Annotated in this window: 27 protein-coding genes and 1 other RNA gene; 15 read left to right on the forward strand and 13 right to left on the reverse strand. The window is 64.7% G+C overall.

Annotated elements, in window-relative coordinates; genetic code table 11:
- Window positions 1–60 precede the first annotated feature (60 nt).
- Both FQ775_RS17345 and FQ775_RS17350 read left to right on the forward strand, forming a co-directional pair.
- Entirely contained in the window at window positions 61–1,092 is a 1,032-nt protein-coding gene (locus FQ775_RS17345) for a MotA/TolQ/ExbB proton channel family protein (RefSeq protein WP_146298637.1), read from the forward strand.
- Between the two features lies 1 nt (window position 1,093).
- Window positions 1,094–2,125, forward strand: coding sequence for a peptidoglycan -binding protein (locus FQ775_RS17350; protein WP_146298638.1), 1,032 nt, complete (start codon window positions 1,094–1,096; stop codon window positions 2,123–2,125).
- 3 nt (window positions 2,126–2,128) lie between these two features.
- On the opposite strand, the gene FQ775_RS17355 is transcribed toward FQ775_RS17350, so the two are convergent.
- Window positions 2,129–2,482: a DUF1304 domain-containing protein gene (locus tag FQ775_RS17355; protein ID WP_146298639.1), complete on the reverse strand. Its 354-nt coding sequence runs from the start codon at window positions 2,480–2,482 to the stop codon at window positions 2,129–2,131.
- Between the two features lie 155 nt (window positions 2,483–2,637).
- On the opposite strand from FQ775_RS17355, the gene FQ775_RS17360 reads away from it, so the two are divergent.
- The 3 genes from FQ775_RS17360 (at window position 2,638) to FQ775_RS17370 (ending at window position 5,788) form a co-directional block, all read left to right on the forward strand.
- Complete coding sequence (locus FQ775_RS17360) at window positions 2,638–4,290, forward strand: FAD-binding dehydrogenase (protein ID WP_146298640.1); 1,653 nt, start codon at window positions 2,638–2,640, stop codon at window positions 4,288–4,290.
- A 90-nt stretch (window positions 4,291–4,380) separates the two neighbouring features.
- Entirely contained in the window at window positions 4,381–5,040 is a 660-nt protein-coding gene (locus FQ775_RS17365; protein WP_246730391.1) for a GntR family transcriptional regulator, read from the forward strand.
- A 40-nt stretch (window positions 5,041–5,080) separates the two neighbouring features.
- Window positions 5,081–5,788, forward strand: coding sequence for a nitroreductase family protein (locus tag FQ775_RS17370; protein WP_167813031.1), 708 nt, complete (start codon window positions 5,081–5,083; stop codon window positions 5,786–5,788).
- Window positions 5,789–5,815: 27 nt separating this feature from the next.
- Here FQ775_RS17370 and FQ775_RS17375 read toward each other — a convergent pair whose 3' ends face one another.
- On the reverse strand, window positions 5,816–7,618 hold the full coding sequence (locus FQ775_RS17375) for an ABC transporter transmembrane domain-containing protein (protein WP_146298643.1): 1,803 nt from the start codon (window positions 7,616–7,618) through the stop codon (window positions 5,816–5,818).
- A 190-nt stretch (window positions 7,619–7,808) separates the two neighbouring features.
- On the opposite strand from FQ775_RS17375, the gene rpmE reads away from it, so the two are divergent.
- Window positions 7,809–8,030: a 50S ribosomal protein L31 gene (gene rpmE / locus FQ775_RS17380; RefSeq protein WP_146298644.1), complete on the forward strand. Its 222-nt coding sequence runs from the start codon at window positions 7,809–7,811 to the stop codon at window positions 8,028–8,030.
- Between the two features lie 109 nt (window positions 8,031–8,139).
- Window positions 8,140–8,562, forward strand: a complete 423-nt coding sequence (locus FQ775_RS17385; protein WP_146298645.1) for a nuclear transport factor 2 family protein — start codon at window positions 8,140–8,142, stop codon at window positions 8,560–8,562.
- Window positions 8,563–8,689: 127 nt separating this feature from the next.
- Here the strand turns inward: FQ775_RS17385 and FQ775_RS17390 are convergent, their stop codons facing one another.
- The 3 genes from FQ775_RS17390 to FQ775_RS17400 form a co-directional block, all read right to left on the reverse strand.
- Window positions 8,690–9,328 carry a TrmH family RNA methyltransferase gene (locus FQ775_RS17390; RefSeq protein ID WP_206064775.1) on the reverse strand — a complete coding sequence of 213 codons (639 nt, stop codon included), beginning with the start codon at window positions 9,326–9,328 and terminating at the stop codon, window positions 8,690–8,692.
- Window positions 9,329–9,417: 89 nt separating this feature from the next.
- On the reverse strand, window positions 9,418–9,702 hold the full coding sequence (locus FQ775_RS17395; protein ID WP_146298647.1) for an Rdx family protein: 285 nt from the start codon (window positions 9,700–9,702) through the stop codon (window positions 9,418–9,420).
- 316 nt (window positions 9,703–10,018) lie between these two features.
- On the reverse strand, window positions 10,019–10,768 hold the full coding sequence (locus tag FQ775_RS17400; protein ID WP_146298648.1) for a YebC/PmpR family DNA-binding transcriptional regulator: 750 nt from the start codon (window positions 10,766–10,768) through the stop codon (window positions 10,019–10,021).
- Between the two features lie 164 nt (window positions 10,769–10,932).
- Here FQ775_RS17400 and FQ775_RS17405 point away from each other — a divergent pair, with 164 nt between their 5' ends.
- Window positions 10,933–11,748, forward strand: coding sequence for an MBL fold metallo-hydrolase (locus FQ775_RS17405; protein WP_146298649.1), 816 nt, complete (start codon window positions 10,933–10,935; stop codon window positions 11,746–11,748).
- The gene (locus FQ775_RS17410) at window positions 11,748–12,305 is read left to right on the forward strand and encodes a tetratricopeptide repeat protein (RefSeq protein ID WP_146298650.1); all 558 of its coding nucleotides are present in this window, start codon (window positions 11,748–11,750) and stop codon (window positions 12,303–12,305) included. The genes FQ775_RS17405 and FQ775_RS17410 overlap by 1 nt, the downstream gene beginning before the upstream one ends.
- Here the strand turns inward: FQ775_RS17410 and FQ775_RS17415 are convergent.
- From FQ775_RS17415 to FQ775_RS17425, 3 genes are all read right to left on the reverse strand, one after another.
- On the reverse strand, window positions 12,302–13,087 hold the full coding sequence (locus FQ775_RS17415; RefSeq protein WP_146298651.1) for a TerC family protein: 786 nt from the start codon (window positions 13,085–13,087) through the stop codon (window positions 12,302–12,304). The two genes, FQ775_RS17410 and FQ775_RS17415, sit on opposite strands and share 4 nt — an antisense overlap.
- 63 nt (window positions 13,088–13,150) lie before the next feature.
- The gene (locus tag FQ775_RS17420; RefSeq protein WP_146298652.1) at window positions 13,151–13,981 is read right to left on the reverse strand and encodes a TIGR00282 family metallophosphoesterase; all 831 of its coding nucleotides are present in this window, start codon (window positions 13,979–13,981) and stop codon (window positions 13,151–13,153) included.
- Between the two features lie 72 nt (window positions 13,982–14,053).
- Entirely contained in the window at window positions 14,054–14,641 is a 588-nt protein-coding gene (locus FQ775_RS17425; protein ID WP_146298653.1) for a 5-formyltetrahydrofolate cyclo-ligase, read from the reverse strand.
- A 272-nt stretch (window positions 14,642–14,913) separates the two neighbouring features.
- Between FQ775_RS17425 and FQ775_RS17430 the strand changes: the two genes are divergently transcribed.
- Window positions 14,914–15,168: a hypothetical protein gene (locus FQ775_RS17430; protein ID WP_146298654.1), complete on the forward strand. Its 255-nt coding sequence runs from the start codon at window positions 14,914–14,916 to the stop codon at window positions 15,166–15,168.
- Window positions 15,169–15,304: 136 nt separating this feature from the next.
- A complete protein-coding gene (locus tag FQ775_RS17435) occupies window positions 15,305–15,568 on the forward strand; it encodes a hypothetical protein (protein WP_146298655.1) in 264 nt (87 codons plus the stop codon).
- A gap of 51 nt (window positions 15,569–15,619) precedes the next feature.
- Here FQ775_RS17435 and ssrS read toward each other — a convergent pair.
- Window positions 15,620–15,775: non-coding RNA, 6S RNA (ssrS, locus tag FQ775_RS17440), on the reverse strand.
- A 137-nt stretch (window positions 15,776–15,912) separates the two neighbouring features.
- On the opposite strand from ssrS, the gene FQ775_RS17445 reads away from it, so the two are divergent.
- The 3 genes from FQ775_RS17445 (at window position 15,913) to FQ775_RS17455 (ending at window position 18,239) form a co-directional block, all read left to right on the forward strand.
- The gene (locus FQ775_RS17445; RefSeq protein ID WP_146298656.1) at window positions 15,913–16,752 is read left to right on the forward strand and encodes an AAA family ATPase; all 840 of its coding nucleotides are present in this window, start codon (window positions 15,913–15,915) and stop codon (window positions 16,750–16,752) included.
- A 47-nt stretch (window positions 16,753–16,799) separates the two neighbouring features.
- The gene (locus FQ775_RS17450; protein WP_146298657.1) at window positions 16,800–17,693 is read left to right on the forward strand and encodes a haloalkane dehalogenase; all 894 of its coding nucleotides are present in this window, start codon (window positions 16,800–16,802) and stop codon (window positions 17,691–17,693) included.
- Window positions 17,694–17,795: 102 nt separating this feature from the next.
- Window positions 17,796–18,239: a GNAT family N-acetyltransferase gene (locus FQ775_RS17455; RefSeq protein WP_146298658.1), complete on the forward strand. Its 444-nt coding sequence runs from the start codon at window positions 17,796–17,798 to the stop codon at window positions 18,237–18,239.
- Window positions 18,240–18,269: 30 nt separating this feature from the next.
- On the opposite strand, the gene FQ775_RS17460 is transcribed toward FQ775_RS17455, so the two are convergent.
- Window positions 18,270–18,917, reverse strand: coding sequence for an HU family DNA-binding protein (locus FQ775_RS17460; protein WP_167813033.1), 648 nt, complete (start codon window positions 18,915–18,917; stop codon window positions 18,270–18,272).
- On the reverse strand, window positions 18,907–19,269 hold the full coding sequence (locus tag FQ775_RS17465) for a hypothetical protein (protein ID WP_146298660.1): 363 nt from the start codon (window positions 19,267–19,269) through the stop codon (window positions 18,907–18,909). The genes FQ775_RS17460 and FQ775_RS17465 overlap by 11 nt, the downstream gene beginning before the upstream one ends.
- 177 nt (window positions 19,270–19,446) lie before the next feature.
- Between FQ775_RS17465 and FQ775_RS17470 the strand changes: the two genes are divergently transcribed.
- A complete protein-coding gene (locus FQ775_RS17470) occupies window positions 19,447–20,637 on the forward strand; it encodes a vWA domain-containing protein (protein ID WP_146298661.1) in 1,191 nt (396 codons plus the stop codon).
- A 138-nt stretch (window positions 20,638–20,775) separates the two neighbouring features.
- On the opposite strand, the gene FQ775_RS17475 is transcribed toward FQ775_RS17470, so the two are convergent.
- Complete coding sequence (locus FQ775_RS17475; RefSeq protein WP_146298662.1) at window positions 20,776–21,495, reverse strand: helix-turn-helix transcriptional regulator; 720 nt, start codon at window positions 21,493–21,495, stop codon at window positions 20,776–20,778.
- 271 nt (window positions 21,496–21,766) lie between these two features.
- Entirely contained in the window at window positions 21,767–22,141 is a 375-nt protein-coding gene (locus FQ775_RS17480) for a VOC family protein (protein WP_146298663.1), read from the reverse strand.
- Window positions 22,142–22,179: the final 38 nt, after the last annotated feature.

Here is a 22,179-nt window from a genome sequence, read left to right on the forward strand (position 1 = left end):
TCACAATTCCGCTTAGAGTCGCGCACACGATTTGGCGGGATCGGATTCGAGGCTTGGCACATGGCATGGTTCAGAAATCTGGCGGATGACGGCCTGGCGGGCAGCGCGGACTACGACCCGCACAAGCTGTCGAGCCCGCAGGTCTTCCTGCTGTCCATGCTCATCTTTCTGGCGATCGCCGGCTTTGTCGCCGCCATCCTCTACCGGCAGATTTCGTCCGCATTCTCGACCAACCCCGGCCTCAACGGCCTGATCCTCGGCGTGCTGGCCGTCGGCATCCTGCTCGTCTTCAGCCAGGTGACGCGGCTCTTCCGCGAGGTCCGCTGGGTCAACTCATTTCGCCAGGGAAGCGAGACCGGTAATCCGGTTCTGCTGGCGCCGATGAAGGTCATGCTGAGCCGCTCCTCGGCGACGGCGCTGACCACGCTGTCCATGCGATCGATCCTCGATTCGATCGCCACTCGGCTCGACGAAAGCCGCGACATCTCGCGCTACCTGATCGGACTGCTGGTCTTCCTGGGCCTGCTCGGCACGTTCTGGGGCCTGTTGCAGACCATCGGCGCCATTGGCAGCACGATCCAGTCGCTCGATCCCGCTTCGGGCGACACCAACGACGTGCTCAATGCGTTGAAATCGGGCCTGTCGGCGCCGCTCGCCGGCATGGGAACGGCGTTTTCCTCGTCGCTGTTCGGCCTTGCCGGCTCGCTGGTGCTGGGCTTCCTTGATCTGCAGGCCGGTCGCGCGCAGAACCGCTTCTACACCGAACTCGAAAACTGGCTCTCGTCGGTCACCGATCTCGGCTCCGACATGCCCGCTCCGGTCGAAGGCGCGCACGGGGGCTCGGCCGACGAGCTGCGTCTTGTGGCTGAAAGGCTGCGGTCCTTGCAGGAGGCCGGCGGCTCCAGCCAGCGCGTCGCCACCTCGATGGCCAGCCTCGCCGAAGGCATTTCGGGACTAGTCAAGAACATGCGCAACGAGCAGCAGATGATGCGCGACTGGGTCGAGGCGCAGTCGGAAGAGCAGAAGGCAACCCGGGCCGCGCTCGAAAAGATTGCCAAGGCGCTCGACCGCCAGAAGCAGGGAGCCGACTGACATGGCCCTGGCGCGCGCAAGGCAACGCAATCGCGGCGTCGACTACTGGCCGGGTTTCGTCGACGCCCTGTCGACGCTGCTGCTCGCCATCATGTTCCTCTTGTCGGTGTTCGTTCTGGCGCAGTTTCTGCTCAGCCGCGAGATCACCGGCAAGGACGAGGTGCTCAACCGGCTGAACTCGCAGATCAACGAACTGACCCAGTTGCTGGCGCTCGAACGCTCGAACGCCCAGGACGCGGAGGACCAGCTCGCCAATCTGCGCGCGTCGCTTCAGTCGGCGCAGGAAGAGCGCTCGCGGCTGCAACAGCTTCTGGCGGCCGGGGCCGGCGCCGACGAGGCCGCGCGCGACCGCATCGGCGTGCTGTCGGACGAACTCGACGATGAGCGCCAGATCTCGCAGCGGGCGCTCAGCCAGGTCGAACTGCTCAACCAGCAGATCTCGGCATTGCGCAAGCAGATCGCAGCACTCGAAGACGCGCTGGAAGCCTCCGAGGAGCGCGACCGCGAGTCCAACACCAAGATCGCCGATCTCGGCCGCCGGCTGAACGTCGCGCTGGCCCAGCGCGTGCAGGAGCTCAATCGCTACCGCTCCGATTTCTTCGGCCGCCTGCGCGAAATCCTCTCCGACCGCGAGAACATCCGCATTGTCGGCGACCGCTTCGTGTTCCAATCGGAGGTGCTGTTTCCCTCAGGCTCCGACGTGATCAACGACGCCGGACGCACCGAGATGCAGAAGCTTGCCGACGCCATCCTCGACCTGCAGAAGGAAATTCCGCCCGAGATCAACTGGGTCCTGCGCGTCGACGGCCACACCGACAACGTTCCGTTGTCGGGCACGGGCCGCTACCGCGACAACTGGGAACTGTCGACCGCGCGTTCGACCTCGGTGGTGAAGTTCCTGGTCGAAAACGGCGTGCCGGCCAACCGGCTGGTAGCCGCCGGCTTCGGCGAGTACCAGCCACTAGAAGAGGGCGATTCCCCCGAGGTTCGGGCCCGCAACCGCCGTATCGAACTCAAGCTGACCGAGCGCTAGCCGCTACCAGCCGGCCAGCACCGCGATCAACGCCAGCGCGCCCGGAACAGCCTGCACGAACAGGATCTTGCGCGAGACGGTGGCGGCGCCGAACAGCCCGGCCACCACCACGCAGCCAAGGAAAAACACCTTGATAGCAAAGCCTTCCGCTCCCAGCCACAGCCCCCATGCAAGCCCCGCGGCAAGAAAGCCGTTATAGAGCCCCTGGTTCATTGCCAGCGCTTTCGACTGGGCCGAGAACTCCGCAGTCGTGCCAAACACCTTGCGGCCGGCGGGCGTGTTCCAGACCAGCATCTCCAGATAGAGGAAATAGAGGTGCAGCAGGGCGACAAGCCCGGTCAGGATGCTGGCGATCATGACGATGTCCTCGTGGCGTCGAACTTGCCCCAGCTAACCCTGCAATTCGCCACCTTCGCAAGCCCCAACCGCACGGCCGTGATTGTCAGCGGTTGCAAAACGCCTACGATGGCGACCGCGGCGCAAGAAGAGCCGCGTGGGAGGGACGTTGCGACATGGCGGATGCGGACGCGATCATCGTTGGCGGAGGGTTGGCCGGTCTGGTCGCGGCGGCCGAGATCGCGGATGCCGGCAGGCGCGTCGTCATCCTCGATCAGGAAGGCGAAAATTCGCTCGGCGGCCAGGCCTTCTGGTCGCTCGGCGGGCTTTTTTTCGTCGACAGTCCCGAACAGCGCCGGCTGCGCATCAGGGACAGCCGCGAGCTCGCCTTGCAGGACTGGCTCGGCTCGGCCGGATTCGATCGTCCGGAGGATGCCTGGCCGCGCCGCTGGGCCGATGCCTATGTCGATTTCGCCGCCGGCGAGATGCGGTCCTGGCTTCACGGAATGGGCATGCGCTGGTTCCCGGTCGTCGGTTGGGCCGAGCGCGGCGGCGGGTTCGCGCATGGCCACGGCAACTCGGTGCCGCGGTTCCACATCACCTGGGGGACCGGGCCCGGTGTGCTGGAACCGTTCCTGCGCCGGGTACGCGAACATGCCGATGCGGGCCGCATCGAGCTGAGGTTCCGCCACCGCGTCAGCCGCCTCATCAAGACCGATGGCGCAGTCAGCGGCGTGGCCGGCGAGGTGCTTGAGCCGTCAACGGCCGAGCGCGGGCAGAAGTCGGGCCGCACCGTCACCGGCGAGTTCGAGCTTGGCGCTGGAGCGGTCGTCGTCGCCAGCGGCGGCATCGGCGGTGATTTCGATCTGGTGCGCAAGAACTGGCCCGTCGACCGGCTCGGCCTGCCGCCGGTCACCATGGTCGCCGGCGTGCCGCACCATGTTGACGGCCGCATGCTGGCGATCACCAAGGAGGCGGGCGGCACGATCATCAACGCCGACCGAATGTGGCACTATACCGAAGGCGTCAAGAACTGGGCCCCGATCTGGCCACAGCACGGCATCCGCATCCTGCCCGGTCCGTCCTCGCTCTGGTTCGACGCCACCGGCAACCGGCTGCCGGCGCCCTGCCTGCCCGGCTTCGACACGCTGGCGACCCTGAAGCATATCCTGGCCACCGGGCACGACTATTCCTGGTTCGTGCTCACCCAGAAGGTCATCAAGAAGGAATTCGCGCTGTCGGGGTCCGAACAAAATCCGGACTTCACCTCCAAGAGCTGGCGCGAAGTTCTGAAAAGCCGTCGCGGTGCCGGCGCGCCGCCGCCCGTAGAGGCCTTCAAGGAAAAAGGCGAGGACTTCATCGTCCGCGACACGCTCGCCGATCTCGTCGACGCCATGAACGCGCTCGCCGGCGAAAAGCTGATAGACCATGATCGGCTCAAGGCGCAGATCGAGGCACGTGACCGCGAGATCGACAATCCCTTCTCCAAGGACGCCCAGGTCACCGCCATTCGCGGCGCACGCAACTATCTCGGCGACAAGCTGATCCGCACCGCCGCGCCGCACAAGATCCTCGACCCGGCCAACGGGCCGCTGATTGCGGTGCGCCTCCACATCCTCACCCGCAAGACGCTTGGCGGACTGCACACCAATCTCGACAGCCAGGTGCTGGGACACTCCGGCGACCCGGTGCCAGGCCTTTATGCCGCCGGCGAGGTGGCAGGCTTCGGCGGCGGCGGCTATCACGGCTATAATGCGCTCGAAGGCACTTTCCTTGGCGGCTGCATCTTTTCGGGGCGCAATGCCGGCCGCCACATTGCCCGGGCCTAGCGGTCCTGTCGTCGGGCAACGATTGTCTGGCGGCAATGCGCCGATGACATGCAACTGAAACCGGACACGAGGAGCGGGGCGGTCTTGAACGTGAATGCGGTCTCCACGGTTGACGAGGTCACCGCCGCGATCGTCGCGGCCGTACGCGCCGGACGCATCGTGCCCGGCCAGCGCCTGACCGAGGCCGAATATTCCGCCCGCCTCGGCGTCTCGCGCTCGTCCGTGCGCGAGGCGTTCCGGCGACTGACTGCAGACGGGCTGCTCGATTTCGCCCCGCATCGCGGGGTCGCCGTACGCCAGCTGACCCGCAAGGAAGTCGACGACCTGTTCGCGATCCGTGGCACGCTGGAAGCGCTTGTCGTATCACTCGCCACGCGCCGCCTTCATGCCGAACCGGATGAACTCGTCGCCCTGCGCCGCGAAATGGACGAGGCGGCCACGGCCGGCGACATGAACCGCTTCACGGGCGGCAATGCCCGCTTCCACGCGCTGCTGGCGGCGTCCGCCGACAATCCGCTGCTCGCGCAGACGCTGACGCGGCTTTCGAACACAATCTACTGGCTGCAGTTTCGCGTCCTGGTCGATCGTCCGGCCGTTTTCGACACCAACCGCGAACACGACAGGATCGTCGACGCCATTGTGGCCGGCGACGCCGCGGCGGCGGAAGCTGCCATGCGCGACCATGTCGAGCGGTCTCGACGCCTTATCCAGTCGCTGTCGGACGAGCATTTCGCAGCTTCACCGGCTTGACACGAAATATTGTCTGACAATATTGTCAGTCAAGATCGAGATGCCTCAGGAGACTCGGGTGACCGTTGCCGCGACCAAGGAATACCATCCCGTGCCGTTGCCCGACTATGTCGAGCTTCCCGTCGAGGAGATGCGCAGGCGCGCCCAGGCCTTCTATGACGAGATCAGGACGCGCCACACCGTGCGCGACTTTTCAAGCCGCTCGGTGCCGCGCGACATCATCGAGACCTGCATTCGCGCCGCCGGCACCGCGCCCAACGGCGCCAACCACCAGCCATGGCATTTTGCCGTCATCGGCGATCCGGCCGTCAAGCGGCGCATCCGCGAGGCGGCCGAGGTCGAGGAGCGCGCCTTCTACGAAGGCCGCGCCGGAGAGGAATGGCTCCAGGCGCTGGCCCCGCTCGGCACCGACGCCGAGAAGGCGTTCCTGGAGGAGGCGCCGTGGCTGATCTGCGTCTTCGGCGAGCGCCGCAGCCGTTCGGCCGACGGGGTCAGGCGCAAGAACTACTATGTGCCGGAATCGGTCTCGATTGCCACCGGCTTCCTGATCGCTGCCCTGCACCACGCCGGCCTTGCGACACTCACGCACACGCCGAACCCGATGAGCTTTCTCAACGAACTCTGCGGCCGCGACCCGCACGACAAACCCTATATCCTGATGGTTGTCGGTTATCCGAAGGAGGGCGCGACCATCCCCGCCCACGCCATGGAAAAGAAGCCGCTGGAGGAGATCGCGACGTTCCTGTGACCCGCTGCGCCGCCGTAGCGGCCGAAACTACTCCGCCGCCTTGCGGAACGCGCCGGCGCCGAGCTCGAACTGCAGCCGCGCCAGCCGCGCATAGACGCCGTCCTTCTCGACCAGGCTCGCATGCGTCCCTTCCTCGACGATGCGCCCGTCCTCCAGCACCAGGATGCGGTCGGCCTTGAGCACGGTCGCCAGCCGGTGCGCGATGACGATCGTGGTGCGTTCCTGCATCAGCCGCTCGAGCGCGGCCTGCACCAGCGTCTCGCTCTCCGCATCGAGCGCCGAGGTCGCCTCGTCGAGCAGCAGGATCGGCGCGTCGCGCAGGATGGCGCGGGCGATCGCCACCCGCTGCCGCTGGCCGCCGGAAAGCGTGACGCCGCGCTCGCCGACGGGCGTGTCGTAGCCCTTGTCGAGCTTCATGATGAATTCTTCCGCATGCGCGTCGCGCGCTGCCGCGACGATCTCCGCCTCGCTCGCGTCCGGTCGGCCGAAGGCGATGTTGTCTCGTATGCTAGCGGCGAAGATCGTCAGGTCCTGCGGCACCAGCGCGATGCGGCTCCGCGCCTCCTTCGGGTCGGCTTCGGCAAGGTCGACGCCGTCGATCAGTACCTCGCCCGCCTGCGGATCGTAGAAGCGCAGGAGCAGCGAAATGACGGTGCTCTTGCCGGCGCCCGATGGGCCGACGATCGCGATCGTCTCGCCACGCCGGGCGGTGAAGGACAGCCCGTGCAGGGCCGACTGGTCGGGGCGTGAGGGATAGGCGAATTCGACGTCGCGGAACTCGACCTCGCCGCGCGCCGGTTCCGGCAACGGCACCGGATGGGCCGGGGTAGCAATCGGGGAGGTCTCGGCGAGAAGCTCGGTCAGCCGCTCGGCCGCCCCCGCCGCCTGGCTGAGTTCGCCCCAGACCTCCGACAGCGCGCCCAGCGCCCCGGCGGCAAACACCGAATAGAGCAGGAACTGGCCGAGCGTACCTGGCGTGATCGCGCCGGAAAGCACGTCGCGCGAGCCCATCCACAACACCGCCACCACCGAGGAAAACACCATGAAGATGGCGAAGAAGGTGAGGAAGGAGCGTGCGAAGATCGACGACTGCGCGGCGCGGAAGGCGCTTTCGACCGCGGCGGCGAATTTTTTCGCCACGAAGCCTTCATTCGTGAAGGCCTGCATGGCGCGCACGGCGCCGATCTGCTCGCTGGCGAACGCCGTCGCCTCGGCAAGCGTGTCCTGGGCGGCGCGCGACTTGCGCCTGACCGAGCGCCCGAACCCCACCAGCGGCAGGACGATGACCGGGATGGCCGCGATCACCAGCAGCGACAGTTTCGGACTGGTGACGACCATCATCGCCAGCGCGCCGAGCCCGAGGATGGTGTTGCGCAAGGCAAGCGACGCGGTCGCACCGACCGCCGACTTGATCTGCGTCGTGTCGGCTGTCAGCCGCGACACGATCTCGCCCGACTGCACCTTGTCGAAAAAGCCGGGTGAGAGGCTGGCGACATGGGCGAAGACGTCGCGGCGCACGTCCGCGACCACACGCTCGCCGAGCGAGATGACGAAATAGTAGCGGCAGGCCGAGGCGAGCGCGAGGACGGCGGCGATCACGATCAGCATCGAGAAATAGTTGGCGATGAAGGTCGAATCCTGGCCGGAAAAACCGTGATCGACCATGCGCCTGACCGCCAGCGGCAGGGTCAGTGTCGTACCGGCCGCCAGGAGCAGGAAGAACACTGCGCCCGCCACCAGCCGCGGATAGCGGCCGAGATAGGGAAACAGCGTCGCCAGCGGCCTGAGCGACCGTCTGCGTGCCTCCGCATCTGCCGCCTGCTCCGCCATGATTGCTCCCGAATACGATCTGCCGCCACGCGGCGTCCCGGTCTTGTGAATCCTGAGCGCCTGATGTATAGGCCCGCCAACCATTGCCGAAGCCGTAGCCGTGAATGGCCGCGGCTTCAAGCTTTACAGGGCAGGCGCATCGCCGCAGGCGGGCGGGCCGACAGCGCCCCGGAAGATCAGGACGAGACCGATGAAAGCCAAGATCCACCCCGACTACCACACCATCAAGGTCGTGATGACCGACGGCACCGAATATGTCACCCGCTCCACCTGGGGCAAGGAAGGCGACACGATGCATCTCGACATCGACCCGACCACGCATCCGGCTTGGACCGGCGGCCATCAGCACCTGCTCGACCGCGGCGGCCGCCTGTCGAAGTTCAAGAACAAGTTCGCCAATCTCGGCATCTGAGCCGCGACGCGAAATCTTGCGGCATGTCAGGAACCCCGCTTCGGCGGGGTTTTCTTTTGTCAATCTCCGGTATATTGTTCATCATTGAACAATATACCGGAGGAGCGCCATGTCCGCCGCCGCCAACAAGAAGCTGATGCAGTCGATCTTCGACGCCCTTGCGAACGGTGACGGGCGCCCCTTCAACGAGGCAATGGCCGAGGATTTCATTTGGGTGATGATCGGTTCCAATTCCTGGTCGGGCACCTATCGCGGCCGCGACGCGGTACGCCGCGACCTGCTCAAGCCGCTGATGAAGGAATTTGCCACCCGCTACACCAACACCGCACAGCGCATGGTGGCCGAGGGCGACATGGTCGTCGTGGAATGCCGCGGCGACGTCGTGACCAAGTCCGGCAAGCCCTACAACAACCGCTATTGCTGGGTGTGCCGCCTGCGCGATGGCCAGCTGGTCGAACTGGTTGAGTATATGGACACCCAGCTCGTCGCGGACACGCTCGGGCCAAGGCCGAACGTGGCTGCCGCCGGATGATCGCCGCGTCGAACACCAGTAGTTCGCTATCCGTCAAACCAACGCCGCGAGCCGCCCAGCACTAAGCAGTGTGCATCAGAAGATTTTTTGATGCACACACGAGGTGCGGCGCCATTTCCCGTCCGGATCAGCCGGCGGAAAACGGCTCGCCTTCGCGCGGCATCACCGTCGGCAGCGGCTCGGTCCGTTTGCCCTTCCGCTTGCGACGCCGGTATTGGCTCTGATACTGGCGTCGCTGTTTCGCGACCTCGTAGAGGACTATGCCGGAACTGGTCCCGAGATTGAGGCTCTCAATCATGCCGAACATCGGGATCGCCACGCACATCTCGCTGTGCTCGACCGCAAGATCGCTGATCCCGCGTTTCTCGTTGCCGAACCAGACGGCAAGCTTCGTGTGCAGCGTGTAGTCGCCTTCGTGCAGGTAGACATTGGTCTTGCCCTTCACATGTGGTGACGTGACGATCGACACAAAACCATGCTTCGCCAAGTGGGCAAGGCACGCTTCGGTGCTGTCGAAACGCTTCACAAAGGTCCATTTGACAGCAGAGACCGATGTCGCAGAAAGCCCCTTCCGCTCACGCATGTCCTGCCAGTCGTCGGGAAGTGCCTTGCGCGGATCGACGATGTAGACCTTCTCGACACCGAGCGCGTTTACGTTTCGTATCACCGTCCCGATGTTCTTGATGTCGTTCGGGTCTTCGATGACGGCAACAAGGTTCTTGCAGCGAAACGACCTGATTGCCTCCGCCCGCTTTCGCACCGACACTCGGGATTTCTTGGGTTCAACGGTTTCCATGATCGCCCGTAGCCGTCTGGCATCGGAGCGTCAACCGCCACGTGTCCCGCCGCCGCTCCTCACCGATCGCTGTGGCCCAGATCGCGCTCCGGCCACACCCGGTCGCGCACGCGCTGCTTCAGCACCTTGGCCTCGGGAAAGCCGCCGTCACGCTTGCGTTCCCAGATCGTCTCGCCGTCGAGCGTGATCTCGAACGCACCGCCGGTGCCGGGCACCAGGGTCACCTCACCCAGATCGGCGCCGAAGGTCGACAGCAGTTCCTGCGCCATCCAGGCCGCGCGCAAGAGCCATTGGCATTGGGTGCAATAGGTAATGCGGACTGCCGGGCGTATGTTCTCCGCCATGCTAATGCGTCAGGAATTCTGGGCGAAGAAACACCAACCGTTCCGCAGCTGTTCGGCACCTCGCCCGAAGCTTGGGCGTCCCTGTCAGCCCCATATGGCCAAACGCGATTTCGACAAGGTACGAGTATATCTCTTCTGTTCCTGCGTTCTCATCCATCAGCATGACATAGGCTCTGTCGGCGTAGTTGTCGTACTCATGGTCAAAGCCCGGGAAGTCTGAGATGCCCATCGGATCCCAATCACGAAGGAACACTTCGCGTACACGGCCTCGACTTTCGCGCGATTGATACTTGTTGCGACCGTGAGACATCGTCACTCACGCGGCGCTCAGCTTGGCCAGCGTCTCGTCGTCGACCTCGAAATTGGCGTAGACGTTCTGCACGTCGTCGTCGTCCTCGAGCACGGCGATCAGCTTCATCAGCGACTGCGCCCGGTCCTCGTCGACCGGCACCGTGTTCTGCGGTCGCCAAATGGTCTTGACCGATTCGGCCTCGCCGAGGGCGGCCTCCAGCGATTTCGATACGTCGCCGATATCCTCGAAGGCGCACAGGATGGTGTGGCCGTGCTCGTCGGACTGGACGTCCTCCGCACCCGCCTCGATCGCTGCCTCCATCACCTTCTCGGCGTCGCCCGCCGCGGCCGGATAGACGATCTCGCCGACCCGGTCCCACATGAAGGCGACCGAGCCGGTCTCGCCCAGCGAGCCGCCTGCCTTGGTGAAGGCGGCGCGCACATTGGAGGCCGAGCGGTTGCGGTTGTCTGTCAGCGCCTCGACGATGACGGCCACCCCGCCCGGCCCGTAACCTTCGTAGCGCACTTCCTCGTAATTTTCGGAATCGCCGCCAGAGGCCTTGTTGATGGCACGCTGGATGTTGTCCTTCGGCATCGACTGCGCCTTGGCGTTCTGCACCGCCAGCCTCAGCCTCGGGTTCATGTCCGGATCGGGCATGCCCTGCTTGGCCGCAACCGTGATCTCGCGCGCGAGCTTGGAGAACATCTTGGAGCGCGCCGCGTCCTGGCGTCCCTTGCGATGCATGATGTTCTTGAACTGAGAATGGCCGGCCATGGCGCCCCTGTCGTTGCTTTTCTGCGGATTTGGCGCGCCTTATAGATATTTCGTGCTTTGAGGTCCAGAAGCAGCCAGCCGAGCGCTCTCGAAATCGTGACTACGCGCGCCCGCCTCTCCATGCGCTAATGCGGCACTCGCAAGCGGACGCAAAGGAGCCCATCATGACCCTTCTGCGCATGGCCGCATTCCTGATCCTGTTCCTGGCGGCGCCGGCCCTCGCCGTGGCCCAGGAAAACGACCCCGTGCCCTCGAAATGCCTCGCCATCGCGCAGGCGCTGCCGTCGGTGATGCTGGCGTCGTTCACGCCCGCCGGCTCCACCGCGGCGACCGACGAGGTCACCATCACCTATGCCGGCCATTCGACCTACGTCATCGAGACGCCGAAAGGCGTGCGCATCGCCACAGACTATTCGGGCATCTACGGGCGCGACCCGCTGCCGCGCGTGGTGACCATGAACAAGGCCCACCGCACCCACTTTACGCCAAACCCGGACCCCGGGATCGAACATGTGCTGCCCGGCTGGAATCCGGAAGGCGACGGGCCGGCTCGCCACGCGCTTGTCGTCGACGACGTCTATGTCCGCAACGTGCCGACAGACATCCGCCGCTTCGGTGCCATGGAGAAGGACGGCAACTCGATCTTCATCTTCGAGGTCGCCGACCTGTGCATCGGCCATCTCGGCCACTTGCACCACGACCTGACCGACGCCCACTACGCAGCGATCGGGCGCCTCGACATCCTGATGGTGCCGGTCGACGGCGGCATGACCCAGTCGTTGGTCAATATGAGCCAGATCGCCGAGCGGCTCTATTCGTCGATCGTGCTGCCCATGCACCGGCATTCGACCCCGATCGGCGAGTTCCTGGCGATGATGGGCGAGGACTTCGCCACCGACTTCAGGCCCGAGCGCAGCTTCACCGTATCGCTCAGGACCTTGCCGCGCCGGCCGACCATCCTGATCCTCGACGGCGTCTGATGCGGCTTGCAATCGCCCTGGTCCTCGCCATCGCCGCGGGGATCACGACCGCCGCCGCGCAAGATGCCGACGCGCTATCGGAAGAGCGCGCACGCCTGTTCGCGGAACTGGAATCGGCTCCGACCGAGCAGCAGGGCCGCGCCGTCGAAGACGCGATCTGGCGTTTGTGGATGGCCGAGGCGCCGACGGCGGCGATCCGCCGGGATGTCGCCGAGGCAATGTCGGCGCGCGACGGCTACGATTTTGCCCGCGCCCGCGACATTCTCGACGAGGTGGTCAGGGCGGCGCCCGGCTATGCCGAAGGCTGGAACCAGCGCGCCTTCATTCACTTCCTTCAGGGCAATCTCGACGAATCGCTGCAAGACATCGACCACGCCCTCGAGCTGGAGCCGAAACATTTCGCCGCGCTTGCCGGCAAGGCGATCATCCTGATGCAGCAGGGCCGCCCACGGCTCGCGCAGGAGGCGCTGCGCCGAGCCGTGGGCATCCATCCCTGGCTCAAGGAGCGTTCCATGCTCCTGCCCGAGCCGCCCGGACCGGTCGGAGAAGACATCTAGCCACCAGGTTGCTCCTTGGCCGCGTTCGCCTTGTCGAGCACCCGCTTGCGCCGGGCCAGCATGTTCAGCGCCTCGACAAGCGCCGAAAAGCCCATGGCGGCGTAGATGTAGCCTTTCGGCACGTGGAAGCCGAAGCCGTCGGCGATCAGCGTCGTGCCGATCATCAGCAGGAAGCCCAGTGCCAGCATGACGATGGTCGGGTTCTTGGCGATGAAGCGTGACAGCGGCTCGGCCGCGATCAGCATCACCGTCACGGCTGCAATCACCGCGATGTACATGATGGCGATCTCGTCGGTCATGCCAACGGCGGTGATGATCGAATCGATCGAGAACACCAGATCGAGCAGCAGGATCTGGAAGATGGCGGCGCCCACGGTCATCGTCGCCGCGCGCCCGAGCATGTTGTCCTTGGGGTCTTCGGGATCGACGGAATGATGGATCTCCTTGGTCGCCTTCCAGACCAGGAACAGCCCGCCCGCGATCAGGATCAGGTCACGCCAGGAAAAGCCGTGGTCGAAGAGTTCAAACACCGGCGTGGTGAGTTGGACGATAAACGAGATCGTCGCCAACAGCACCAGCCGCAGCACCAGCGCGGCGCCGATGCCCAGCCGCCGCGCCATCTTCTGGTGCTCCTGCGGCAGCTTGTTGGTCAGGATCGAGATGAAGATCAGGTTGTCGATGCCGAGCACCACCTCAAGCACCACCAGCGTCGCCAGCGCCACCCAGCCGGCCGGATCGGAAAGCCACGCAAAATGCGGCGCCAGAAACTCCATGATCGCCATCGTCGAAGACCCTCGCTTGTCAGGACGGAAGGGTTCCAGACGTATTCGCGGCGGCTTTGAGGGTCAATGCCCGTTCCAGAAGGACGGTACGGTCTCCTCCAGCCGAGGCCCCAGCCTGAGCGGCGCCACCTTCTCGGCAAGCCCTGTACGGTCGGAAATCTCCACGCCCAGCCCGCAGATCGTGGCCGGTCCCGCGGCGGCCTCGAAGCGGCCCTTCGGCACCTTGTAGAGGAAGCGGTTGAGCGGCTCCTCCTTGTCCATGCCGAGCGAGGAATCATAGTCGCCGCACATGCCAGCATCCGACATGAAGGCGGTGCCGCCATTGAGAATCTGGTGGTCGGCCGTCGGATGATGGGTATGGGTACCGACAACGACGCTTGCACGGCCGTCGACGAAATGCGCAAAGCACATCTTTTCGCTGGTCGCCTCGGCGTGGAAGTCGAACACCATCGCGTCGACCTGCTCGCCGAGCGGGCAAGCGGCGATCTCGCGCTCGGCGGCCTGGAACGGATCGTCGAGTTCGGGATGCATGAAGACGCGGCCCATGATGTTGGAAACCATGACCCGGGCGCCGTTGCGCGCGACATAGACGCCGGTCCCGCGGCCCGGCGTGCCGGGCGGAAAATTGGCGGGGCGCAGGAAGCGTTCCTCGCGCGGCGCGAATTCAAGCGCCTCGCGCTGGTCCCAGACATGGTTGCCTGTGGTCACGACATCGGCCCCGGCCTCGAGCGTAGTCTTGAAGATGTCCTGGGTGATACCGAAGCCGCCGGCGGCGTTTTCGCCATTGACGATGACGAAGTCGAGCCTGAAGTCGGATATCAGCCCCGGGAGCTTTTCCCATACCGCCGTACGGCCGGTCCGCCCCACCATGTCTCCCAGGAAAAGAAGCCTCATACAGTCCAACCTGCACACACCGCACCCGACCGGAAGCTCGGGACGAGCCGGCCACCGGAAGCGAGCGGCCATCTAGCGGGCGGTGGCGAAATTGTGCAAGCCGGTTTCGGTCAGGATCTCCGGGATGACCACATCGTGAGCCTCGTCGGGCACGGCCTCGACCTCCTGGCAGTCGAAGGCGATGCCGACCAGCCTTGGGCTGTGGCCGTTCTCCTGCAGGCGCGCGATCGCACGGTCGTAGTAGCCGGCACCATAACCGATGCGGTGGCCGCGCCTGTCGAAGGCGGCGAGCGGCACCAGCATCACTGTCGGCCACAGGACCTCGGCGTCCTCCGTCGGGCCCATCGTTCCAAAACCCATGTCGATCATCGGGGCGCCGCGCAACAATTCGCGAAACACGATCGTCGTCTTGTCGATAATGGCGGGCAGGCACAGCCGCGCCAGTTGCTCGCGGCAGGCAAACAGCAGCGGCCGCACATCGACCTCCGAGCGCATCGGCCAGAACCCCGAAACGACGTCGCCGGGGTCGATCGCGATGGCGCGCGCTCCGAACTCGGCGATCCTCAGCGAGGCCTCGATACGCCATTGCGGATCAAGCGCGTCACGCCGGGCAAGTGCGGCGGCGCGCAGTTGTCGTTTCAGTCGCTGATGCTCCATCATGAAACTCCCCATCCCCGCCCGGAGGAGACTGCATAGCGCGGGCGGTGGTCAAGTCTCCCGGCGCGCGGCAGGCATGCGTTGGCCAACGCGGTGCTACCCACATCTCACGGAGGCTCGAGGCCGGCTTACGCCCTCGATCAAACATTGTTGTATTGAACGCGTTCGCCGAGCCACCCACGTGACAAACGAAGCCCAGAACGGCTTTGTGATCCAACCCTTGGAGCCGGGCCTACGACGCTCTCGTGCTCCTCCAACTGAGAAGAAAGAAGACGATGAAACGCGTTCTCTTGTCGGCGGCGCTGCTTGCCGGACTGCCCGCACTCGCTGTGGCCCAGGAAGCCCCGCAATTGATCGGCAATCTCTCCGCCAGCGTGGAACGGCAGTACAACCGCGACCGGCCACGGACTGGACAGGGGCTCGACCGCAATCCGGTCGCGTCGATTTTTGCCCGGGAAGCCACGCGCGTCCCGACTCCCACGCCAAGGCCGTATGATCGGTTCCAGGACGACCGCTATTCCGGTCGCTGACCACACATCTCAAAATTGGATGCGCCCGCGTCGGCCGTGAGCCGGCGCGGGTCCGTGTAGACCGCCGGTAGCTTCGATTTGACCGTCGGCTCGAAAACGTCGATGAGTAGCTTCGGGCACGCATGAGGAACCTGGCATGCACCGACTGTTGCTTACGGCACTGGCCCTCGCAGGCACGATGCCCGGCGCCTTCGCACAGGAAGCGCCGCAATTGCGCGGCCGGCTGTCGCCGAGCGTCTCCGATGCGCACCGGGGCACCGAAGCGGTTGTCAACCGCGCTGCCAGCCCGCCGGAGCGCTCCTTGCGCCAGCGCACGATCCGCATCATATCGATCGAACGGCCCGTTACCGATGGCGGTCTTGCCGAACGGCGCATGGCCGAGGTGCGCTCGGGACGCTGAACCCACCAAGCGGGCACGCGGGGCGGATGGTATCGGGCGATCGGGGAAGCGCGACGATCCGCACACACCGGTGGAGAGGTTGATCCCGGGTGCCTACAAAGTAGGTGGGCGCCGTATGTCCGAGCCCACGAGCCCGGCCAGGGACAGCTCCCTTGGGATCAATAAGGCCCCGGGGAATGTTACTCCTGCCGCGAGGCGCAGACCGTCGCCGCCGAATATAGTCGCCGCGCGGGTTGTCCGCCAGAGCCTGCCAGGCGCATTTCCACTGCCAACGGACCTTGCGCCTCCGACCGCGCCTGCTTACGGTTTGCGCCAAACCTGAACAATTATCCGGGACTGTGTGAATGCGTTTTGAAGGCACGTCGGCCTATGTCGCCGACAAGGATCTGATGGTGGCCGTGAATGCGGCGATCGCGCTGGAGCGGCCGTTGCTGGTCAAGGGCGAGCCGGGCACCGGCAAGACCGAACTGGCCCGCCAGATGGCCGCTGCACTCGGCCTCGACCTGATCGAGTGGCACGTCAAGTCGACCACCAAGGCGCAGCAGGGGCTCTACGAATATGACGCCGTCTCGCGCCTGCGCGACAGCCAGCTCGGCGACGCGCGCTTCAACGACATCGCCAACTACATCAAGCGCGGCAAGCTGTGGGAGGCCTTCGCGGCTGACAGGAAGGTGGTGCTGCTGATCGACGAGATCGACAAGGCCGACATCGAGTTTCCCAACGACCTGCTGCAGGAACTCGATCGCATGGAGTTCTTCGTCTACGAGACCGGCGAGACGGTCCAGGCGAGACATCGCCCGATCGTCGTCATCACCTCCAACAACGAGAAGGAACTGCCGGACGCGTTTCTGCGCCGCTGCTTCTTCCACTACATCCGCTTCCCCGAGGCCGAAACGCTGGCGCAAATCGTCGAGGTCCACTACCCAGGCATCAAGCAGAACCTGGTGCGCGCGGCACTGAACCAGTTCTACGAGATCCGCGACGTGCCGGGGCTGAAGAAAAAACCCTCGACCTCGGAGGCGCTCGACTGGATCAGGCTTCTCGTCGCGGACGACATCGACCCGGCCGATCTGCGTGCCGACCCCAAGAACGCGTTGCCCAAGCTTCACGGCGCGCTGTTGAAAAACGAACAGGACGTGCACCTGTTCGAACGACTTGCCTTCATGGCCAGGCGGCAGGGGTAGCGCCTGCAAACGCAGCGTCTTCAACCGCAACAGGGGGAGCAACGTCGATGACCATCCTGCGCACGCCGGAGGACCGGTTCGACAATCTGCCCGGCTTCGCCTTCGCGCCAAACTACGCAGACGGCCTGACCCGCTTCGATGGACTGCGCATCCACTATCTCGACGAAGGCCCGCGCAATGCCGAACACACCTATCTCTGCCTGCATGGCGAGCCGACCTGGTCCTATCTCTACAGGCGCATGATCCCAGTGTTCACAGCCGCCGGCGGCCGCGTGGTGGCGCCGGACTTTGCCGGCTTCGGCCGTTCCGACAAGCCGGCCGACGATAGCCTCTTCACGTTCGATTTCCACCGCGACATGTTGCTTGCCTTCATCGAAAGGCTGGACCTCGGCAACATCACGCTCGTGGTCCAGGACTGGGGCGGCTTGCTCGGTCTGACCTTGCCTATGGAAATGCCGGAACGTTTCGCCCGCCTGATCATCATGAACACCGCCCTTGCCACCGGCGTCGCCCCCAGCGACGGCTTCATGCAATGGCGCGCCTATGTGGCCGCCAATCCCGATCTTGCCGTCGGCAAGCTGATGAAACGGTCTTGCCCGCATCTGACCGATGCGGAAGCGTCTGCCTACGATGCTCCTTTCCCGGACGTCTCCTACAAGGCAGGCGTACGTCGTTTCCCGGCGATGGTGATGACCGACCCCGACATGGATGGCGTCGAGACCTCGAAACGGGCCGCGAAGTTCTGGCGCGAGGCCTGGCGCGGGCAAAGTTTCATGGCAATTGGCGCCCAGGATCCCGTGCTTGGCGTCGATGTGATGCAGGCGATGCGCAAGCTGATCCGCGGATGCCCGGAGCCGCTGGTGCTGCCCGATGCCGGCCATTTCGTTCAGGAATGGGGCGAGGAGGTCGCCCGCTCAGCACTGGCATCCTTCCCGCGCTGACGGTCGTTGCACCGGGCAGGCGCAACCGCTCCTCCCGGCCTGGCTCTTGCTGCCCGCGGCTTGCGGGCAAAGGGTGCGGACTGCCGTGGAGGGAGCCCGACCGTGACCGACATCACCATCCGCCCGCTCGAGGAAAATGACCATGACGAGTGGCGGCGCATGTGGACCGCCTATCTGGAGTTCTACCAGACCTCGGTGCCGGAAGATGTTTATGCAACGACCTGGAAGCGCCTTTTCGACCCCGGTGCGTACGAGCCGAACGGCTTCATTGCCATCGCCGACGACCGGCCGGTCGGGCTGGTGCACTATATCTTTCACCGCACTTGCTGGTCGCAGAAGAACAACTGCTATCTGCAGGACCTTTACGCCGATCCCGAGGTTCGCGGCAAAGGCATCGGCCGCGCCCTGATCGAAGCCGTCTATGACATTGCCGACCGGCAGGATGCCGCCGGCGTTTACTGGATGACCCAGGAATTTAACACGACGGCGCGCCAGCTTTACGATCGCATTGCGCGGTTGACCCCGTTCATCAAATACCAGCGCTGAGAGCGGTGCGCCCGGCGATCGACACGTCTTCTAGTTGGTAGCGTCCTTCAGACCTTTGCCAGGCATGAACTTCGGGACATTGCGGGGCGCGACCTCGACGATGTCCCCTGTACGGGGATGGCGCGCCTTGCCGCCCTCGCGGCGTGCGACGCTGAATGCGCCGAAACCCTTCAGCTTCACGGAATGGCCATGCGCCAGCGCCGTAGCGATCTCGTCAAGCACGGTCTCCACGACGATACGGGCCTCGCCGACGGTCAGATGCGCCGCCGTTGCTACCGCCTGAGCGAGTTCCGTTCGTCCGATCGTCATGGTGGCGGCGTCAACTTCCCCGCTCACCGTCTCGCCTGTTGCGCCGGGCGCTTCTGCCAGCAGCCGCAACACCAGCTTGCCCGCATTCGACGGCTTCCGCCTGCCCTGCTCCCAGTTGCGCAGGGTGCCGATCGGCATGCCGAGCATGGCCGCCAGTTCCTGCTGCGTGAGACCGAGATCACGCCGGATGCCGCCGATGTCCGGATCGTCGACGATTTCGACACTGCCGCCTTCGGGTCGCGCAAGCCGCCCGCTCTCCACCTCGATCATCTGGCGGACCGCACGGTCGAGTCGCGACTCCTCGGCCTTGTCCGCCTCGACTTTCGTGGCTTCGCGCACTCGCCGATGGGTTTGCCTGTTACTCGTCATCATCATCTCCAGGAAGATCACCGCGCCTGAAGCGCATGACCCAGGCTGCGCCTGCCAGAGCCCTTCTGCTCCAGCGCCCGAGCGCCGACTGCGGCTCCTGCGCGGGCGTTACGTTCAGCAACCATATGACCACCTCGCCCTTGTCGAGATTGGTATCGAGCACAGTATACGCCACGACATGCTGTCTGAACCTGCACCGTCTGATCTGGGGGTCATTTTTCGACGCCTTTCCGATGACCGGATTGCGCGCGATATTCCGTTTCAAGAGGCTGAGCGCATCCTCGGACAGCCCGTAGTCGGCCCAGGCAAGCTTGAATTCGTCCGCCGATTCGAACTTGACCTTCAGCGCCACGCGGCTTGCCTCTCATATACGCCATTGGCGTAGTCGCTTCAAGAACCACGCTGCCAGTGTACCGACAAATATCCACCAGATACAACTCCAGCATGTATTCCCTCTGCCTCTGGCGACAGGTCGGGTGACCGGTTTTTGCGGGCTGACAACGCAGCCGAGGCCAATTAGTTTGCACCGATGTTCATCCCCTTCTTCCTCGAATTGAAAGTCGCGCGCGTTCCCGTCTCGCTGCGCGAATATCTCACCCTGCTCGAAGGCATGGAGGCCGATCTCGTCACCTATGACGTCGAAGGCTTCTACTACCTCGCGCGCTCGACGCTGGTGAAGGACGAGCGCCATATCGACCGCTTCGACCGGGTATTCTCGCATGTCTTCAAGGGCGTCGAGGCGGTGTCGGGCGACGGCGCAGTCGACGTTGCCGAAATTCCCGAGGAATGGCTGCGGCGGCTCGCGGAAAAACACCTCACGGAGGAGGAAAAGAAGCTTGTCGAGGCGATGGGCGGCTTCGAAAAGCTGATGGAGACGCTGAAGAAGCGGCTCGAAGAGCAGCAGGGTCGCCACCAGGGCGGCTCGAAATGGATCGGCACCGCCGGGACGTCCCCCTTCGGCGCTTATGGCTACAATCCCGAGGGCGTTCGCATCGGCCAGCACGAATCCCGCCACCGCCGCGCGGTGAAGGTCTGGGACAAGCGCGAGTTCAAAAACTTCGACGACACGGTGGAACTCGGCACGCGCAACATCAAGGTGGCGCTGAAGCGCCTGCGCCGCTGGGTGCGCGAAGGCGCGCATGAGGAGCTTGACCTGCCCGGCACCATCCACGCAACCGCCGAGCACGGCTACCTGGATGTCCAGACCCGCCCCGAACGCCGCAACGCGGTCAAGTTGCTGATGTTCTTCGATGTCGGCGGTTCGATGGACGACCATATCCGCGTTGTCGAGGAGCTTTTCTCCGCGGCGCGGGCCGAGTTCCGCCAGCTCGAATATTTCTACTTCCACAACTGCCTCTATGAGGGTGTATGGAAGGACAATCGCCGCCGGCATGCCGAGGTCATTCCGACCTTCGACGTGCTGCACAAATACGGCCACGACTACAAGGCGATCTTTGTCGGCGACGCCTCGATGAGCCCTTACGAGATCGCCTATCCGGGTGGCTCGGTGGAACACTGGAACGAGGAACCGGGCATCCTCTGGCTGCAGCGCGTGCTCAACCAGTGGCCGAACGCGGTCTGGCTCAACCCCGTACAGGAGAAGCACTGGGGCTACACGCACTCAATCGGCATGATGCGCGATATCTTCGCCAATCGCATGTATCCGCTGACGCTGGCCGGGCTCGAAGCGGCGACGAAAGAGCTGTCGCGCAAGCACTGACGAAGCCACACGGAATGACCGCCCCTCAGCGCGCTGTGGACGATGGTACGGCATCGCGCCAACACCATCAGCCAGAGTCGGCCGACACGGGCCCCGTGTTGCATCCCCCGCCACCAAGTCCGGTTGATGGCTTTTTCCTCAGGCCGGCTTCTTCTCGGGCACGCTGCGCGGTTCGCCTTCGCGGATTTCCATCGTGCGGTAGAAATCGGCCAGTTGCTTGCCGCGCTCGGGCCGGAACGTGCGGCCGGCCGCCTTGAGCGTGGCGATGCGATCGATGCGGAAGGCGCGGAAATCGCCGCGCATCTCGCACCACGCGACCAGCGTCCACACCTTGCCCCAGAACCATAGCCCGAGCGGTCGCACGTCGCGCATCGTGCTGCGCCCGCCCTCGTCGCGATAGTCGAGCGTCAGCACCGTGCGCGCCTCGATGGAGCGCTCGATACGGTCGATCGATTCACGGTCGCTCTGCGACACGACGTAGAGCGGCGCGTGAATTTCGGTGCGCGCGATGCGGTCTCGCTCATTGTCGGGGAGGACGGCGCCGATCTTGACCAGCGCCTCCTCGGCCGAGCGTGCCATCGCCGCACCACCGAAGGCGCGGACCATGCGCGCCCCGGCGACCAGCGCCACGATCTCGTCGCGGGTGAACATCAGCGGCGGCAACTCGTAGCCGGAACGCATGATGTAGCCGACGCCGGCCTCGCCATCGATCGGCACGCCGGTCGATTGCAGGTCCGCGATATCTCGGTAGATGGTACGCTCGGATACCTCAAGCCACTCTCCCAGCATACGGGCAGTTACGAGGCGCCCGCCTCGCAGATGCTGGACGATCTGGAACAGTCTGTCGGCACGTCTCATCGGGCAGGCCCTCTCGTTTCGGTGCCCGGCGACGAGAGCGGCCTCGAAGGCCCGCCGCCCGGTCACCGGCACCCTCATGTCGAAACCACGCCTGCAAAGCGTGATGTCGTTTCCGGAAGCTCCCCGCCCGAAGCCTCATGCACCTTTTCGGTGACCGCGACGGAAAGATAGTCATGGTCACACCGATCCACCAGATCAGCAGCCGTTTGCAGCGGCCGGTCGCAGGCGCCTTTTCCTTGCCAGCCCCGTTCCTCGTCGCCATTCGGTGCGGTCACGAACTGAACAGACCGATGCTGTTGCCGTCGGGATCGAGACAATAGGCAAAGCGGCCGGCCGGAATGGCGATCACCGGCGAAATCACGCTGCCACCGCTGGCCGTGACCCGCTCGAGCGCCGCTTCCAGAGGCGCCGCCACGGCGAGATGGATGGTGTTGCCGGTGCCGTGGGCCGCAGGTTTGCCCGGATAGAGATGGCCCGCAATCGCCTCCTTGTCCCCGGCAGCAAAGACCGCCATCGGGTTCGGGCCATCGTTCTGCTCGGTCAACTCGTTCTGCAGCACGGTCGCATAGAACGCCTTGGCGCGGTCCATGTCGGTCACGGGGATCTCGGCCCATACGACGGCGTTTTGGGGCACGAAAGCGTTCATGGCAGGTTCCTTCCAAGCTGGTGAGAGTGACATGTTCC

The sequence above is a fragment of the Nitratireductor mangrovi genome (assembly GCF_007922615.2).
In the GTDB taxonomy this organism is placed as follows: Bacteria; Pseudomonadota; Alphaproteobacteria; order Rhizobiales; family Rhizobiaceae; genus Mangrovimarina; species Mangrovimarina mangrovi.

Coding starts and splice junctions, on each gene's coding strand:
- FQ775_RS17345 (WP_146298637.1), top strand. CDS start 61: ATGGCATGGTTCAGAAATCTGGCGGATGACGGCCTGGCGGGCAGCGCG.
- FQ775_RS17350 (WP_146298638.1), top strand. CDS start 1,094: ATGGCCCTGGCGCGCGCAAGGCAACGCAATCGCGGCGTCGACTACTGG.
- FQ775_RS17355 (WP_146298639.1), bottom strand. CDS start 2,482: ATGATCGCCAGCATCCTGACCGGGCTTGTCGCCCTGCTGCACCTCTAT.
- FQ775_RS17360 (WP_146298640.1), top strand. CDS start 2,638: ATGGCGGATGCGGACGCGATCATCGTTGGCGGAGGGTTGGCCGGTCTG.
- FQ775_RS17370 (WP_167813031.1), top strand. CDS start 5,081: ATGCCTCAGGAGACTCGGGTGACCGTTGCCGCGACCAAGGAATACCAT.
- FQ775_RS17375 (WP_146298643.1), bottom strand. CDS start 7,618: ATGGCGGAGCAGGCGGCAGATGCGGAGGCACGCAGACGGTCGCTCAGG.
- rpmE (WP_146298644.1), top strand. CDS start 7,809: ATGAAAGCCAAGATCCACCCCGACTACCACACCATCAAGGTCGTGATG.
- FQ775_RS17385 (WP_146298645.1), top strand. CDS start 8,140: ATGTCCGCCGCCGCCAACAAGAAGCTGATGCAGTCGATCTTCGACGCC.
- FQ775_RS17395 (WP_146298647.1), bottom strand. CDS start 9,702: ATGGCGGAGAACATACGCCCGGCAGTCCGCATTACCTATTGCACCCAA.
- FQ775_RS17400 (WP_146298648.1), bottom strand. CDS start 10,768: ATGGCCGGCCATTCTCAGTTCAAGAACATCATGCATCGCAAGGGACGC.
- FQ775_RS17405 (WP_146298649.1), top strand. CDS start 10,933: ATGACCCTTCTGCGCATGGCCGCATTCCTGATCCTGTTCCTGGCGGCG.
- FQ775_RS17410 (WP_146298650.1), top strand. CDS start 11,748: ATGCGGCTTGCAATCGCCCTGGTCCTCGCCATCGCCGCGGGGATCACG.
- FQ775_RS17415 (WP_146298651.1), bottom strand. CDS start 13,087: ATGGCGATCATGGAGTTTCTGGCGCCGCATTTTGCGTGGCTTTCCGAT.
- FQ775_RS17420 (WP_146298652.1), bottom strand. CDS start 13,981: ATGAGGCTTCTTTTCCTGGGAGACATGGTGGGGCGGACCGGCCGTACG.
- FQ775_RS17425 (WP_146298653.1), bottom strand. CDS start 14,641: ATGATGGAGCATCAGCGACTGAAACGACAACTGCGCGCCGCCGCACTT.
- FQ775_RS17430 (WP_146298654.1), top strand. CDS start 14,914: ATGAAACGCGTTCTCTTGTCGGCGGCGCTGCTTGCCGGACTGCCCGCA.
- FQ775_RS17435 (WP_146298655.1), top strand. CDS start 15,305: ATGCACCGACTGTTGCTTACGGCACTGGCCCTCGCAGGCACGATGCCC.
- FQ775_RS17445 (WP_146298656.1), top strand. CDS start 15,913: ATGCGTTTTGAAGGCACGTCGGCCTATGTCGCCGACAAGGATCTGATG.
- FQ775_RS17450 (WP_146298657.1), top strand. CDS start 16,800: ATGACCATCCTGCGCACGCCGGAGGACCGGTTCGACAATCTGCCCGGC.
- FQ775_RS17460 (WP_167813033.1), bottom strand. CDS start 18,917: ATGACGAGTAACAGGCAAACCCATCGGCGAGTGCGCGAAGCCACGAAA.
- FQ775_RS17470 (WP_146298661.1), top strand. CDS start 19,447: ATGTTCATCCCCTTCTTCCTCGAATTGAAAGTCGCGCGCGTTCCCGTC.
- FQ775_RS17475 (WP_146298662.1), bottom strand. CDS start 21,495: ATGAGACGTGCCGACAGACTGTTCCAGATCGTCCAGCATCTGCGAGGC.
- FQ775_RS17480 (WP_146298663.1), bottom strand. CDS start 22,141: ATGAACGCTTTCGTGCCCCAAAACGCCGTCGTATGGGCCGAGATCCCC.